We start from the raw sequence: 13,965 nt of genomic DNA, 5'->3' as shown, positions 1-13,965 counted from the left end.
GGGGGACACCGGAAACGGTGTCCCCCTCTTCACGAGGACACTGAGAGATGTACAAGCTGTTCTTCCGACTCGTCTTCCAGCGGATGGACCCGGAGCGCGCCCACCACCTGGCCTTCCGCTGGATCCGTCTGGCCGTCCGGGTGCCCGTGCTGCGCACGTTCGTCGCCGCCGTGCTGGCGCCCCGCCACAAGGAGCTGCGCACCGAGGCATTCGGGCTGCGGATGCACGGCCCGTTCGGGCTGGCCGCCGGCTTCGACAAGAACGCGGTCGCGATCGACGGGATGTCGATGCTGGGCTTCGACCACGTCGAGATCGGCACGGTCACCGGGGAGCCGCAGCCGGGCAACCCGAAGAAGCGGCTGTTCCGCCTCGTCCCGGACCGGGCGCTGATCAACCGCATGGGCTTCAACAACGACGGCTCGCTGGCGGTCGCCCGGCGCCTGGCCACGCGCACCCCCGTGTTCAGGACGGTGGTGGGCGTCAACATCGGCAAGACCAAGGTCGTTCCGGAGGCCGAAGCCGCCGAGGACTACGTGAAGTCGACCGAGCGGCTCGCCGCCCACGCCGACTATCTGGTGGTCAACGTCTCCTCCCCGAACACCCCCGGACTGCGCAACCTCCAATCGACCGAGGCCCTGCGCCCGCTGCTGACCGCCGTCCGCGAGGCCGCCGACCGTACGGTGCCCGGCCGCCGCGTGCCTCTGCTGGTGAAGATCGCCCCGGATCTCGCCGACGAGGACGTCGACGCGGTCGCCGACCTCGCCGTGGAACTCGGCCTCGACGGGATCATCGCCACGAACACCACCATCGCCCGTGAGGGGCTCGGCCTGGCGTCCGAGCCGGCCCTGGTGAAGGAGGCGGGCGGGCTGTCCGGCGCCCCGCTGCGGGCACGCTCCCTGGAGGTGCTGCGCCGCCTGTACGCACGGGTGGGGGACCGCATCGTCCTGGTGGGCGTGGGCGGCATCCAGGACGCGGAGGACGCCTGGCAGCGCATCCTGGCCGGCGCCACCCTGGTGCAGGGTTACAGCGCCTTCGTCTACGAGGGGCCCTTCTGGGGGCGCGCCATCCACAAGGGGCTCGCCGCACGGCTGCGCACCAGCCCCTACGCCACCCTCGCCGACGCGGTCGGCGCCGACGTGAGGAAGCCCGTATGACCGTCCACCCGACACCCGGCCACGACTCCTCGACGGAGCCCTCCGGGCCGCAGCGGCTCTCCGGAGAGCCCTTCGGCGCCCGTCTGCGCCGTGCCATGGACGAACGCGGCCCGCTGTGCGTGGGGATCGACCCGCACGCCGCGCTGCTCGCCGAGTGGGGTCTGAACGACGACGTCGCCGGTCTCGAGCGGTTCAGCCGGACCGTCGTGGAGGCGACGGCCGACCGGATCGCCGTTCTCAAGCCGCAGAGCGCCTTCTTCGAGCGCTTCGGCTCGCGGGGTGTCGCCGTCCTGGAGAAGACGGTCGAGGAGGCCCGGGCGGCCGGGGCCCTGGTGGTCATGGACGCCAAGCGCGGCGACATCGGCTCCACCATGGCCGCCTACGCCGAGTCGTTCCTCAGGAAGGACGCCCCGCTGTTCTCCGACGCGCTCACGGTCTCGCCCTACCTGGGGTACGGGTCGCTGAAGCCGGCCGTGGACCTGGCGCGCGAGAGCGGAGCCGGGCTCTTCGTGCTCGCGCTGACGTCCAATCCCGAGGGGGCCGAGGTGCAGCACGCGGTGCGGCCCGGCGGCCGGAACGTGGCGGCGACGATGCTCGCCCACCTCGCAGCCGAGAACGCGGGGGAGGAGCCCCTCGGCTCCTTCGGCGCGGTCGTGGGGGCGACGCTCGGCGATCTGTCCTCGTACGACCTGGACATCAACGGGCCCCTCCTCGCGCCGGGCATCGGCGCCCAGGGGGCCACCGCGGCAGATCTCCCCAGGGTCTTCGGGACCGCGGTGCGCCATGTCGTCCCGAACGTGAGCCGGGGAGTGCTGCGGTACGGTCCCGACGTCGTCGCGCTGCGTGACGCCGCGGAACGCTACGCGGAGGAGATCAGGGCCGCGGTGACGGCCGTCTGAACCCCGTGCAGCCGCCGGATGAGTCCTCCGGCGACCTCCTCGAGGCGGGCTTGAGTCTGAATACATCCTCAAATCCGGGGCAATATGTCCGAAAAGTCGGGCTCGATGGAGGCTGACCAGGACTTTTCCGCTGTTCTCGCTGACTCCGGCGCACTTGACCGCTAGTCTCCGACGAGAGTGAACGGGCAAGCGTGTTGCTCGTGGCTCGTCAGGTGTGGGGCGACTAGGTTCCTCACCGGTCCGTATCCGACAGTTCGACATCCGAGGTGACGTAGGCGTGGCTCTTCCGCCCCTTACCCCTGAACAGCGCGCAGCCGCGCTCGAAAAGGCCGCCGCGGCTCGCCGGGAGCGGGCCGAGGTCAAGAATCGACTCAAGCACTCCGGCGCCTCTCTGCACGAGGTCATCAAGCAGGGCCAGGAGAACGACGTCATCGGCAAGATGAAGGTCTCCGCCCTCCTCGAGTCGCTGCCCGGCGTGGGCAAGGTCCGCGCCAAGCAGATCATGGAGCGACTGGGGATCTCCGAGAGCCGTCGTGTGCGAGGCCTCGGCTCCAACCAGATCGCCTCCCTGGAGCGCGAGTTCGGCGGCGCCACCAGCTGAGTCCGGGACACTCCGGGATTGCTGGAATAATCGCTGCATGAGTGAACGTCCGCGGCTGACCGTGCTCTCCGGCCCCTCCGGGGTGGGGAAGAGCACGGTCGTCGCTCATATGCGCAAGGAACACCCCGAGGTCTGGCTCTCGGTGTCGGCGACGACCCGCAGGCCCCGACCCGGGGAGCGGCACGGGGTCCACTACTTCTTCGTCACCGACGACGAGATGGACAAGCTGATCGCCAACGGTGAGCTGCTGGAGTGGGCCGAGTTCGCGGGCAACCGCTACGGCACGCCCCGTGCGGCCGTGCTGGAGCACCTGGAGTCCGGCGTGCCGGTGCTGCTGGAGATCGACCTCCAGGGCGCCCGGCAGGTCCGTGAGTCCATGTCCGAGGCCCAGCTCGTGTTCCTGGCTCCCCCCTCCTGGGAGGAGCTCGTGCGCAGACTCACCGGACGGGGCACCGAGTCGCCTGACGTGATCGAGCGCCGCCTGGAGGCGGCCAAGATCGAACTGGCGGCCGAGCCCGAGTTCGACATCACCCTGGTCAACACCTCGGTCGAGGATGTGGCGCGCGAGCTGCTAGCCTTGATGAACGTTGTGTGATCAGGGTTGTGTGATCAGGTCTGATCTTTCCCATCTTTCGGAAGGTAGAGCGTGTCCTCTTCCATCACCGCGCCCGAGGGCATCATCAACCCGCCGATCGACGAGCTCCTCGAGGCCACGGACTCGAAGTACAGCCTCGTGATCTACGCGGCCAAGCGTGCCCGCCAGATCAACGCGTACTACTCGCAGCTCGGCGAGGGCCTCCTCGAGTACGTCGGTCCCCTCGTCGACACCCATGTCCACGAGAAGCCGCTCTCGATCGCCCTGCGCGAGATCAACGCGGGTCTGCTGACCTCCGAGGCCATCGAGGGCCCCGCGCAGTAAGTCGGCGCAGTACGTCCGGCGGTAGTCATCGGCGGACCACAGCAGTTCTTTCCACAGGCCCGACAGCAGTGCTGCCGGGCCTGTGGTGTGTCATGGATGGCGTACGCCCGTGAGTCGCGGCGTACGGATGTCGAGCGCGGGAGGCCCGGTGGGCAAGCCGAAGGTCGTTCTGGGAGTCAGCGGCGGCATCGCCGCGTACAAGGCGTGCGAGCTGCTGCGCAGATTCACCGAGTCGGGACATGACGTCCGAGTGGTGCCGACCGCCTCGGCGCTGCACTTCGTCGGAGCCACCACCTGGTCCGCGCTGTCCGGCAACCCCGTGGCGACCGAGGTCTGGGACGATGTGCACGAGGTCCCGCACGTCCGCATCGGCCAGCACGCCGACCTGGTCGTGGTGGCCCCGGCGACGGCGGACGTGCTGGCCAAGGCGGCCCACGGCCTGGCGGACGACCTGCTGACCAACACGCTCCTGACCGCGCGCTGTCCGGTCGTCTTCGCGCCGGCGATGCACACGGAGATGTGGGAGCACCCGGCCACCCAGGAGAACGTGGCGACACTGCGGCGCCGCGGCACCGTCGTGCTCGAGCCCGCCGTCGGCCGGCTGACCGGCGTCGACACGGGCAAGGGCCGGCTGCCCGACCCCGTCGAGATCTTCGAGGCGTGCCGCCGGGTGCTGGCCCGGGGCGTGGCGAAGCCCGACCTCGCGGGGCGCCATGTCGTGGTCAGCGCGGGCGGCACCCGTGAGCCCCTCGACCCGGTCCGTTTCCTCGGCAACCGCTCCTCGGGCAAGCAGGGCTACGCCCTGGCCCGTACGGCCGCGGCCCGGGGCGCCCGTGTCACCCTCGTCGCGGCCAACACGGGCCTGCCCGACCCGGCCGGGGTCGACGTCGTGGAGGTCGGCACGGCGGTGCAGCTGCGCGAGGCGGTGCTGAAGGCGGCCGGGGACGCGGATGCCGTGGTGATGGCGGCGGCGGTCGCCGACTTCCGCCCGGCGACCTACGCCTCGGGAAAGATCAAGAAGAAGGACGACCAGGAGCCGGAGCCGGTCGTCCTGGTCAGGAATCCCGACATCCTCGCGGAGATCTCGGCCGACCGCGCCCGTCCCGGGCAGGTGGTCGTCGGCTTCGCCGCGGAGACGGACGACGTGCTGGCGAACGGCCGCAGGAAGCTGGAGCGCAAGGGCTGCGACCTGCTCGTCGTGAACGAGGTCGGGGAGCGCAGGACCTTCGGCTCCGAGGAGAACGAGGCGGTCGTGCTGGGTGCCGACGGCAGTGAGACCCCGGTGCCGTACGGACCGAAGGAAGCACTGGCCGACACCGTGTGGGATCTTGTGGTCCCGCGCCTGGCCTGAGCGCCGCCTCCAGGTCCCGGCACCCGGCCGACCGGGACATTCGTGCGTGGCGACCCTGGAAAAGAGTGCGGGGCATTGGGCAGAATGCCCGTGCCGCAGGTCACAGCGCTCCCAAGAGGCGAGACACGTGGGCCCGTGGCAGGGCGCGACCGATAAACTGTTCCCGGACGACGCCGGGCGCAGCCCCCGTCCCGTCCGCCAATGATCAGCCAGCAGCCGCTGCAACCACAGGGAGCGTTGTGTCCCGTCGTCTGTTCACCTCGGAGTCCGTGACCGAGGGCCACCCCGACAAGATCGCTGACCAGATCAGCGACACCATTCTCGATGCACTCCTGCGCGAGGACCCCACGTCCCGCGTCGCCGTGGAGACGCTGATCACCACGGGCCTGGTGCACGTGGCCGGTGAGGTCACCACCAAGACCTACGCCGACATCGCGACGCTGGTCCGCAACAAGATCCTCGAGATCGGCTACGACTCGTCGAAGAAGGGCTTCGACGGCGCCTCCTGCGGTGTCTCGGTGTCGATCGGCGCGCAGTCCCCGGACATCGCGCAGGGTGTGGACACGGCGTACGAGTCCCGTGTCGAGGGCGACGAGGACGAGCTGGACCGCCAGGGCGCCGGCGACCAGGGCCTGATGTTCGGCTACGCGTCGGACGAGACGCCGACGCTGATGCCGCTGCCGATCTTCCTGGCGCACCGCCTGTCCAAGCGGCTGTCCGACGTACGCAAGAACGGCACCATCCCGTACCTGCGCCCCGACGGAAAGACCCAGGTCACCATCGAGTACGACGGTGACAAGGCGGTCCGCCTCGACACGGTCGTCGTGTCCTCGCAGCACGCGAGCGACATCGACCTGGACTCCCTCCTGGCCCCCGACATCCGCGAGTTCGTGGTCGAGCCGGAGCTGAAGGCGCTGATCGACGAAGGCATCAAGCTGGACACGGACGGCTACCGCCTGCTGGTCAACCCCACCGGCCGCTTCGAGATCGGCGGCCCGATGGGCGACGCCGGCCTCACCGGCCGCAAGATCATCATCGACACGTACGGCGGCATGGCCCGGCACGGCGGTGGCGCCTTCTCCGGCAAGGACCCGTCCAAGGTGGACCGTTCGGCTGCGTACGCGATGCGCTGGGTCGCCAAGAACGTCGTCGCCGCGGGTCTCGCCTCGCGCTGTGAGGTCCAGGTCGCGTACGCGATCGGCAAGGCCGAGCCGGTCGGTCTGTTCGTGGAGACCTTCGGTACGGCCAAGGTCGACGCCGAGAAGATCGAGAAGGCGATCGAGGAGGTCTTCGACCTCCGCCCGGCCGCGATCATCCGCGCCCTGGATCTGCTGCGCCCGATCTACTCCCAGACCGCGGCGTACGGACACTTCGGCCGCGAGCTCCCCGACTTCACCTGGGAGCGCACGGACCGCGTCGACGCCCTCCGGGCGGCGGTGGGCCTGTAGGCCCCCTCGCACTCGTGCCACGAGGCCCGGCACCCTTTCGGGGGTGCCGGGCCTCCGCGCGTCGCGGAGGCCCGGCACGGGTGACTCCCGTCCCGCGCGGGACGGGACGGCCGGCGTGCGGAGCGCTGGATGGCCGGGCCCGCGTCGGTGTCAGTGGCTTTTGGTAAGAATGCAAGCGTGAGCAGCGGGAACGGGCAGCAGCCGGCGGGCGGGGAGGAGGCCGCGCCGCCCGAGCAGCTTGCGCTGATGCGTGAGGCCGTGCGGAAGGCCAAGGCGCCCAGGGCCAAGCCGCGGACGTGGCGAGGGGCCGCGCTGGCCAAGGAGCTGCCCGTCGCGCGGGTGCTCGTGGACAAGGGCGTGCTGCATCTGGACCGCTACTTCGACTACGCGGTCCCCGAGGAGCTCGACGCGGTGGCCCAGCCCGGTGTCCGGGTGCGGGTGCGGTTCGGGGCCGGCGGGCGCAGCGTGCGCGAAGGACGCCGTGAGGGCGGCGGCCTCATCGACGGTTTCCTGGTCGAGCGCGTGGCCGAGACCGACTACACGGGGCCCCTGGCGGCGCTCGCCCAGGTCGTGTCGCCCGAGCCGGTCCTCTCGCGCGAACTGCTCGGGCTCGCCCGCGCCGTCGCCGACCGGTACGCCGGCAGTCTCGCCGATGTGCTCCAGCTCGCCGTCCCACCGCGGCACGCCCGGGCCGAGTCCGCCGGTACGGGTGCGCCGCCCGCACCGCCTCCCGCGCCCGACCCCGGGTCCTGGCGGAGGTACGGACGAGGCCCGGAGTTCCTGCGGTCGCTGGCCTCGGGCGGCGCTCCACGGGCCGTCTGGACGGCTCTGCCCGGCCCGCAGTGGGCGGAGGAGATCGCCCGGGCCGTGCAGGCCACGCTCGCCTCCGGCCGGGGCGCGCTGGTCGTCGTACCGGCCGGGCGGCCCGCCTCTCGGGTGGACGCGGCGCTCAGGGCGCTCATGGGCGACGGCCGGCATGCGCTGCTGACCGCCGACGCCGGGCAGGAGCGGCGGTACCGGGAGTGGCTCGCCGTGCGCCGCGGTGCGGTACGCGCCGTCGTCGGGACGCGGGCGGCCATGTTCGCTCCGGTGCACGATCTCGGGCTGGTCGTCGTGTGGGACGACGGGGACGCCGGCCACAGCGACGACAACGCCCCCTATCCGCATGTCCGTGAGGTGCTGGAGCTTCGCGCCTCGCGCGACTCCTGTGCCTTCCTGCTGGGCAGTTGGAGCTGCACCGTGGAGGCCGCCCAGCTCGTGGAGAGCGGGTGGGCCGCCCCGCTGGTCGCCGACCGCGAGCAGGTGCGGGCCCTCGCGCCGCTCGTACGGACCGTGGGGGACGGGGACCTCGCACGGGACGAGGCCGCCAGGGCGGCGCGTCTGCCCACGCTCGCTTGGCAGGTCGTACGGGACGGCCTGCGCCAGGGGCCGGTGCTGGTACAGGTTCCCCGGCGCGGCTATGTGCCCCGCATGGCCTGCGCCCAGTGCCGGGCGCCCGCCCGGTGCCGGCACTGCGCCGGGCCGCTGTCCGCACAGGACGCGGGAGAGCTGCGGTGCGCCTGGTGCGGGCGGCAGGAGACCGACTGGCACTGTCCGGAGTGCGGCGGATTCCGGCTGCGGGCCCGGATAGTGGGGGCTCGGCGGACCGCCGAGGAGCTGGGGCGGGCGTTTCCGGCCGTCGCTGTGCGGACCTCGGGACGCGAGCAGGTGCTGGACACGGTGCCTGGCACTCCCGCGCTGGTCGTCAGCACGCCGGGGGCCGAGCCGGTCGCCGAGGGCGGATACGCGGCGGCACTGCTCCTCGACGGGTGGGCCATGCTCGGCCGTCCCGATCTGAGGGCGGGCGAGGAGGCGTTGCGGCGCTGGATCGGCGCGAGTGCCCTCGTACGGCCGCAGTCGGCCGGCGGCACGGTGGTGGTCGTCGCCGAGCCGACACTCAGGCCGGTGCAGGCGCTCGTCCGTTGGGATCCCGTGGGGCACGCGGTTCGGGAGCTCGCCGAGCGGGCCGAGCTGGGCTTCCCGCCGGTGTCACGCATGGCGGCCGTATCGGGTCCGGCCGACGCCGTGACCGGATTCCTCGGCGGGGCCCGGCTGCCGTCCGACGCCGAGGTGCTGGGACCCGTGCCGCTGCCGGTCACCGAGGCCGGGCGGACACGGCGGCCCGGGGGACCCCCACCGGGCGAGCGGTGGGAGCGGGCGCTCATCCGGGTGCCGCCGGGGAGCGGGGCCGCGCTGGCCTCCGCGCTCAAGACCGCGCTGGCCGCCCGCACGGCGCGAGGCGGTGGCGGTGGCGGTGGCGGTGGCGGAGAGACCGTTCGCATCCGGGTCGACCCGCCCGACATCGGGTGACGGGCCGCCGCCGAGTCCCTGTCCGCCAAGGGCGGCGGCCCAGGCGCCGTCTTCCTCGAGCCAGGACTGGGCGGACGTGCCTGCCGCAGGGCACGGCGCCCGCACGCCGGTGTGTGCGGGCGCCGTGCCCTGCGGCAGCCTCCCGGTAGGTCGGGAGAAGGAAGAGAGCCGGGCTCAGCCGTTGCGCGGGCCGGGGAAGGCTGTGGGCCGCACCTCGTCGCGGAAGGCGGGGGTGCCCGCCGTCGGCTGGGACGGCATCGAACGGGCAGCGGGGACCGTGGGCATGGCTCCGGTCACGTTGAGCGTGCGACCGACGGAAGGGTCGGATGCTCGTTCGGGTTCGGCGGGCGCCTGGGCGGCGGCGCGGCGGGCGCCGTAACGGCGGTGCACCGCCTGCTTGGTGACGCCCAGTGCGGACCCCACGGCGTCCCACGAGAAACCGAGTGAACGGTCGAAGTCCACGGCCGCCGTGACCAGGGTCTCCACGCTGTCCCGCAACTCCTGGGCGAGGCGGACGGTCGGAGCGGGGGCGCGTCCGTAGACGACGAAGCCCGTGGAGGGGCCGGAGCGGCGCGGGCGGTAGACGTTGCCCAACTGAGCGGTGAGGGTGCGCAGTGCGTCCACCTGCCGGCGGACCCGCTCGATGTCCCGCACCAGCAAGTGCAGGCTGGCCCGGGCCTGGGCGTCGTGGGTTGCGTGGTCGGCCATGAACAAGCCTCTCGAACCGGCGTTGAAAAGGGTCGGGCCGCCATCGTGGCCCGCTGTGGTCAACTCTTTCTTGACCAACGCGTTTACGGGTCTGTGGTCACGGGGCGGGGGCGTAAGGGCATATGCGTACGCCCCCAGGAGTGGTGCGCGCTGCATGAGGCGTTCGCCGTGGTCGTGGGTGGTCGAAGCGCCCCCGCGGCCCGCACCCCCATAGACTGGTGAGCCGACCACCCGCTCCGGCACAGCCGGACGCGTGAGGGTCCGTCAGAGCTCCCGCCCGAGAGGCCGTCACTCCCTTATGAGGCTTGTCTTCGCAGGTACCCCCGAGGTCGCCGTTCCCGCGCTGGACGCGCTGCTCGCGTCCGGGAGGCACGAGGTCGCCGCCGTCGTCACACGGCCCGACGCACAGGCGGGACGCGGGCGCAGGCTGATCGCCAGTCCGGTCGCCGAGCGGGCCATGGAGGCCGGGATCGAGGTACTCAAGCCGAACAGGCCCCGGGACGAGGACTTCCTCGCCCGCCTGCGGGAGATCGCCCCCGACTGCTGCCCTGTGGTCGCCTACGGTGCGTTGCTGCCGCGCGTCGCCCTCGACGTCCCCGCCCACGGCTGGGTCAATCTGCACTTCTCCCTGCTCCCCGCCTGGCGCGGCGCCGCCCCGGTGCAGCACTCCGTCCTGGCGGGCGACGAGATCACCGGCGCCTCCACGTTCCTCATCGAGGAAGGGCTCGACTCCGGGCCCGTCTACGGCACCGTCACCGAGCAGATCCGTCCCACGGACACCAGCGGGGACCTCCTCACCCGCCTCGCCTTCGCCGGCGCCGGACTGCTCGCGGCCACCATGGACGGCATCGAGGACGGCAGCCTGAAGGCCGTGCCGCAGCCCGCCGAGGGAGTCACCCTCGCACCGAAGATCAACGTCGAGGACGCACACGTCGACTGGTCCGCGCCCGCGCTCCGGGTGGACCGACTGGTCCGGGCCTGCACACCCGCGCCCGGTGCCTGGACCGTCTTCCGGGGCGAGCGGCTGAAGCTCATCCACGTCGCCCCCGTGCCGGAGCGGACGGATCTCGCCCCCGGTCGGTTGTCCGTCGGCAAGAACGACGTCTTCGTCGGCACCGGCTCCTACGCCGTGGAGCTGTTGTGGGTGCAGGCCCAGGGCAAGAAGCCGATGCGGGCCGCCGACTGGGCGCGCGGCGCGCGGATCGGCGAGGGCGAGGGCCTCGGCGGCTGACCTCCGCGAACGCCCCGACCCGCACGGACGTACGCTGGGATGCGCACGTCATCCCACACCCGGAGCACCTTTTTCGTGAGCGAGCAGTCCCGTCGTCCCCGCAAGCCCTACCGCCGGCCCAAGAAGGACCCTGTCCGCGTCCTCGCGTTCGACGCCCTGCGGGCCGTCGACGAGCGTGACGCCTACGCGAACCTCGTGCTGCCGCCACTGCTGCGCAAGGCACGCGAGAAGGGCGACTTCGACACCCGGGACGCGGCCCTCGCCACGGAGTTGGTGTACGGGACGCTGCGCCGCCAGGGGACGTACGACGCCGTCCTCGCGGCCTGCGTCGACCGGCCGTTGCGCGAGGTCGATCCGCCCGTGCTCGACGTGCTGAGCCTCGGCGTCCATCAGCTGCTGGGGACACGGATCCCCAGCCACGCCGCGGTGTCGGCCACCGTCGAACTCGCCCGGGTCGTGCTCGGCGACGGGCGTGCCAAGTTCGTCAACGCCGTGCTGCGCAAGGTGGCCCAGGACGACCTCGACGGCTGGCTGGAGCGGGTGGCACCGCCGTACGACGAGGACGCCGAGGACCATCTCGCGGTTGTGCACTCGCACCCGCGCTGGGTCGTGTCCGCCCTGTGGGACTCCCTCGGCGGCGGCCGTGCCGGTATCGAGGACCTCCTCGAAGCCGACAACGAGCGCCCCGAGGTCACGCTCGTGGCCCGTCCCGGCCGCGCCACCACCGAGGAGCTGCTGCGCGAAGAGGCGGCGGTACCGGGCCGCTGGTCGCCGTACGCGGTCCGGCTCACCGAAGGCGGCGAGCCCGGTGCCGTCGACGCCGTACGGGAAGGCCGCGCTGGCGTTCAGGACGAGGGAAGCCAGCTTGTCGCCCTCGCCCTCGCCAACGCACCGCTGGAGGGCCCCGACAAGAGGTGGCTCGACGGCTGCGCCGGGCCCGGCGGCAAGGCTGCGCTGCTCGCGGCGCTCGCCGCCGAGCGCGGAGCCCTGCTGGTGGCGTCCGAGAAGCAGCCGCACCGGGCCGGGCTGGTGGCGAAGGCGCTGGACGGCAACCCCGGCCCGTACCAGGTGATCACCGCCGACGGGACCCGCCCGCCGTGGCGGGCCGGCAGCTTCGACCGCGTGCTGGTGGATGTGCCGTGCACCGGGCTCGGCGCACTGCGCCGCAGGCCCGAGGCCAGGTGGCGGCGCCGCCCCGAGGACCTGGACGGCTTCGCGCCGGTCCAGCGTGCCCTGCTGACCACGGCCCTCGAGTCCGTGCGTGTCGGCGGCGTCGTCGGCTACGCCACCTGTTCTCCCCATCTCGCCGAGACCCGTGCGGTGGTCGACGACGTGCTGAAGCAGCACCGGGACACCGAGCTCATCGACGCCCGCCCGCTGCTGGCGGACGTGCCGGCGCTCGGCGACGGTCCCGACGTGCAGCTGTGGCCGCATCTCCACGGCACCGACGCCATGTATCTCGCGCTCATCCGCCGGACCGCCTGACGGGTGCTGTGGAGCCGGGGATGCTCGGTTCCGCGGCAGCCCGCGGGTGAGCACCATGACCGCCGCAAGCAGTCGAGTTCCGGTGTCGGACCCTGCCCCTGCCGGTGGCCGGCAGACGGGTGCGCTCCGGGCTGACCACCGGTCGCGGGAGACGCCCCGGCGAGCGTGACGACGTCCTCGCCGGGCGCACCGGCCGCGGTGAAGGCGATGACCGGGACATGTGCCCGCCGGTCGACGGGATCTACCGGTTGCGGGTGACGGTCTTGTGCTCGACGTACCCGGTCAGACCCACCGCCCCGTACTCACGGCCGACGCCGCTCGCCTTGTAGCCGCCGAACGGCCCGTCGAAGCTCATCGGTGAGCCGTTGAGGGTGACGGTTCCGGTGCGGAGCCGGCGGGCCACCGCGAAGGCGCGCTCGAGGTCCCCCGACCAGACGCCGCCGGAGAGGCCGTAGTCGGAGTCGTTGGCGATGCGTACCGCGTCGTCCTCGTCGTCGTAGGCGATGACGGCGAGGACCGGGCCGAAGATCTCCTCCTGGGCGATGCGCATGCTGTTGTCGACATCCGCGAACAGCGTCGGAGTGACGTAGTTGCCCTGCTCCAGCCCCTCGGGGACGTCCGGACCTCCCGTCACCAGACGGGCGCCCTCCTCGATGCCCAGACGGATGTAGTCGATCACGCGCTGCTGCTGGTCGGGGCGGATCATGGGACCGATGAAGGTGTCCTCCGCGGAGGGGTCTCCGACCTTCAGGGACTCCACCATCTCCTTCAGCGCCGCGACGATCTCGTCGTAGCGGCCGCGCGGGGCGAGGATGCGGGTCTGCAGGATGCAGGCCTCGCCGTTGTTGCCCAGCGAACCGAAACACAGTCCCTGCATCACGGAGGGGAGGTCGGCGTCCTCCAGGAGGATCGCGGCGGACTTGCCGCCGAGTTCGAGGCCGACCCGCTTGAGCTGCTCGCCCGCTATCGAGGCGATACGGCGGCCTGCCCGGGTCGACCCGGTGAAGGAGATCTTGTCGACGTCCCGATGCGAGACCAGGTACTCGCTGGTCTCCCGGTCCGCGGGCAGGACGCTGAGGGTTCCCACCGGCAGGCCGGCCTCGTGGAACAGGTCCGCGAGGAGCATCATGCTGAGCGAGTTCTCCGGGGAGACCTTGAGCACCACGGTGTTGCCCGCCAGCAGGGCGGGCGCCAGCTTCGCCATGGCCGCGGAGAACGGGGAGTTCCAGGGGATGACCGCGGCGACGACACCGATCGGCTCCCGCCTGACCACGGTGTCGAAGGCCACCGACGGGTCCGAGGGCTCCACGACCTCCTCCCAGCCGAACTCCTCGGCCGCCTTGAGGTAGGCGTTGGCCTGGCGGGTCAGGAACGGCTGACCGGCCTTGGTGAACCAGAGCGCCGAACCGTTCTCGGCGGAGATGGCGGCAGCGATCTCGTCGGCACGGGCCTCGCGCAGCGCGTTGAACCGCCGGACCACCTCCTGCCGCTCCTTGGGGTCGGTGCGGGGCCACGGCCCGTGGTCGAACGCCTCGCGTGCCGCGGCCACGGCGGCGTCCACGTCCGCCTCGGCCGCCTGGGCCACACGGCCGAGGACGGACCGGTCGTGCGGGGAACGGATCTCCAGCAGGTCGGGGTTGCTGGGCGCCACCCAGGAACCGCCGATGTAGAGCTTGTCGCGGATCATCATCAGTCGCTTCTTTCTCGTGAAGTGGAAGGGAGGGGAGTACGGGGGAGAGGCGGGGCCGCTCGGCCGTGTCGCGCGCTCCGTCGGGCCTCAGGGGCGAAAGGGGGCGATCCCCGAGGTGGACGGCCTGAGC

The 13,965-nt window shown here is 72.1% G+C and carries 12 protein-coding genes; 10 read left to right on the top strand and 2 right to left on the bottom strand.

Features of this window, described 5'->3' with window-relative positions; all coding sequences use genetic code 11:
* Window positions 1-47 precede the first annotated feature (47 nt).
* The 8 genes from ADL25_RS00470 (at window position 48) to ADL25_RS00435 (ending at window position 8,721) form a co-directional block, all read left to right on the top strand.
* On the top strand, window positions 48-1,154 hold the full coding sequence (locus ADL25_RS00470) for a quinone-dependent dihydroorotate dehydrogenase (RefSeq protein ID WP_059125537.1): 1,107 nt from the start codon (window positions 48-50) through the stop codon (window positions 1,152-1,154).
* On the top strand, window positions 1,151-2,053 hold the full coding sequence (gene pyrF, locus ADL25_RS00465) for an orotidine-5'-phosphate decarboxylase (RefSeq protein ID WP_079050098.1): 903 nt from the start codon (window positions 1,151-1,153) through the stop codon (window positions 2,051-2,053). Before ADL25_RS00470 ends, pyrF begins: the two co-directional genes overlap by 4 nt.
* A gap of 277 nt (window positions 2,054-2,330) precedes the next feature.
* Window positions 2,331-2,654 carry an integration host factor gene (locus ADL25_RS00460; protein ID WP_059125536.1) on the top strand — a complete coding sequence of 108 codons (324 nt, stop codon included), beginning with the start codon at window positions 2,331-2,333 and terminating at the stop codon, window positions 2,652-2,654.
* Window positions 2,655-2,691: 37 nt separating this feature from the next.
* Window positions 2,692-3,249, top strand: a complete 558-nt coding sequence (gene gmk, locus ADL25_RS00455) for a guanylate kinase (protein WP_059125535.1) — start codon at window positions 2,692-2,694, stop codon at window positions 3,247-3,249.
* 51 nt (window positions 3,250-3,300) lie between these two features.
* Window positions 3,301-3,573 (top strand): DNA-directed RNA polymerase subunit omega, encoded by a 273-nt coding sequence (rpoZ, locus tag ADL25_RS00450; RefSeq protein ID WP_005319902.1) that lies wholly within the window; start codon window positions 3,301-3,303, stop codon window positions 3,571-3,573.
* A 148-nt stretch (window positions 3,574-3,721) separates the two neighbouring features.
* Window positions 3,722-4,924, top strand: a complete 1,203-nt coding sequence (gene coaBC / locus ADL25_RS00445; RefSeq protein WP_059125534.1) for a bifunctional phosphopantothenoylcysteine decarboxylase/phosphopantothenate--cysteine ligase CoaBC — start codon at window positions 3,722-3,724, stop codon at window positions 4,922-4,924.
* A 239-nt stretch (window positions 4,925-5,163) separates the two neighbouring features.
* A complete protein-coding gene (gene metK / locus ADL25_RS00440; RefSeq protein ID WP_059125533.1) occupies window positions 5,164-6,372 on the top strand; it encodes a methionine adenosyltransferase in 1,209 nt (402 codons plus the stop codon).
* 177 nt (window positions 6,373-6,549) lie between these two features.
* Window positions 6,550-8,721: a primosomal protein N' gene (locus ADL25_RS00435; RefSeq protein ID WP_059125532.1), complete on the top strand. Its 2,172-nt coding sequence runs from the start codon at window positions 6,550-6,552 to the stop codon at window positions 8,719-8,721.
* 174 nt (window positions 8,722-8,895) lie between these two features.
* On the opposite strand, the gene ADL25_RS00430 is transcribed toward ADL25_RS00435, so the two are convergent.
* Window positions 8,896-9,429: a hypothetical protein gene (locus tag ADL25_RS00430; protein WP_059125531.1), complete on the bottom strand. Its 534-nt coding sequence runs from the start codon at window positions 9,427-9,429 to the stop codon at window positions 8,896-8,898.
* Between the two features lie 298 nt (window positions 9,430-9,727).
* On the opposite strand from ADL25_RS00430, the gene fmt reads away from it, so the two are divergent.
* Window positions 9,728-10,660 (top strand): methionyl-tRNA formyltransferase, encoded by a 933-nt coding sequence (gene fmt, locus ADL25_RS00425; RefSeq protein ID WP_059125530.1) that lies wholly within the window; start codon window positions 9,728-9,730, stop codon window positions 10,658-10,660.
* Window positions 10,661-10,735: 75 nt separating this feature from the next.
* Window positions 10,736-12,145: an RsmB/NOP family class I SAM-dependent RNA methyltransferase gene (locus ADL25_RS00420; protein WP_059125845.1), complete on the top strand. Its 1,410-nt coding sequence runs from the start codon at window positions 10,736-10,738 to the stop codon at window positions 12,143-12,145.
* A 241-nt stretch (window positions 12,146-12,386) separates the two neighbouring features.
* Here ADL25_RS00420 and ADL25_RS00415 read toward each other — a convergent pair whose 3' ends face one another.
* Window positions 12,387-13,835 (bottom strand): aldehyde dehydrogenase, encoded by a 1,449-nt coding sequence (locus ADL25_RS00415; protein WP_059125529.1) that lies wholly within the window; start codon window positions 13,833-13,835, stop codon window positions 12,387-12,389.
* Between the last annotated feature and the right edge of the window lie 130 nt (window positions 13,836-13,965).

The sequence above is a fragment of the Streptomyces sp. NRRL F-5122 genome (genome assembly GCF_001507435.1).
GTDB classification, from domain to species: domain Bacteria; phylum Actinomycetota; class Actinomycetes; order Streptomycetales; family Streptomycetaceae; genus Streptomyces; species Streptomyces lannensis.
The sequence above is the reverse complement of the archived record's forward strand: the minus strand, read 5'-3'. Positions and strand labels throughout refer to the sequence as shown.

Excerpts from the sequence above, each read along its gene's own strand:
- ADL25_RS00470 (WP_059125537.1), top strand. The coding sequence starts at position 48 with ATGTACAAGCTGTTCTTCCGACTCGTCTTCCAGCGGATGGACCCGGAG.
- pyrF (WP_079050098.1), top strand. The coding sequence starts at position 1,151 with ATGACCGTCCACCCGACACCCGGCCACGACTCCTCGACGGAGCCCTCC.
- gmk (WP_059125535.1), top strand. The coding sequence starts at position 2,692 with ATGAGTGAACGTCCGCGGCTGACCGTGCTCTCCGGCCCCTCCGGGGTG.
- ADL25_RS00430 (WP_059125531.1), bottom strand. The coding sequence starts at position 9,429 with ATGGCCGACCACGCAACCCACGACGCCCAGGCCCGGGCCAGCCTGCAC.
- fmt (WP_059125530.1), top strand. The coding sequence starts at position 9,728 with ATGAGGCTTGTCTTCGCAGGTACCCCCGAGGTCGCCGTTCCCGCGCTG.
- ADL25_RS00415 (WP_059125529.1), bottom strand. The coding sequence starts at position 13,835 with ATGATGATCCGCGACAAGCTCTACATCGGCGGTTCCTGGGTGGCGCCC.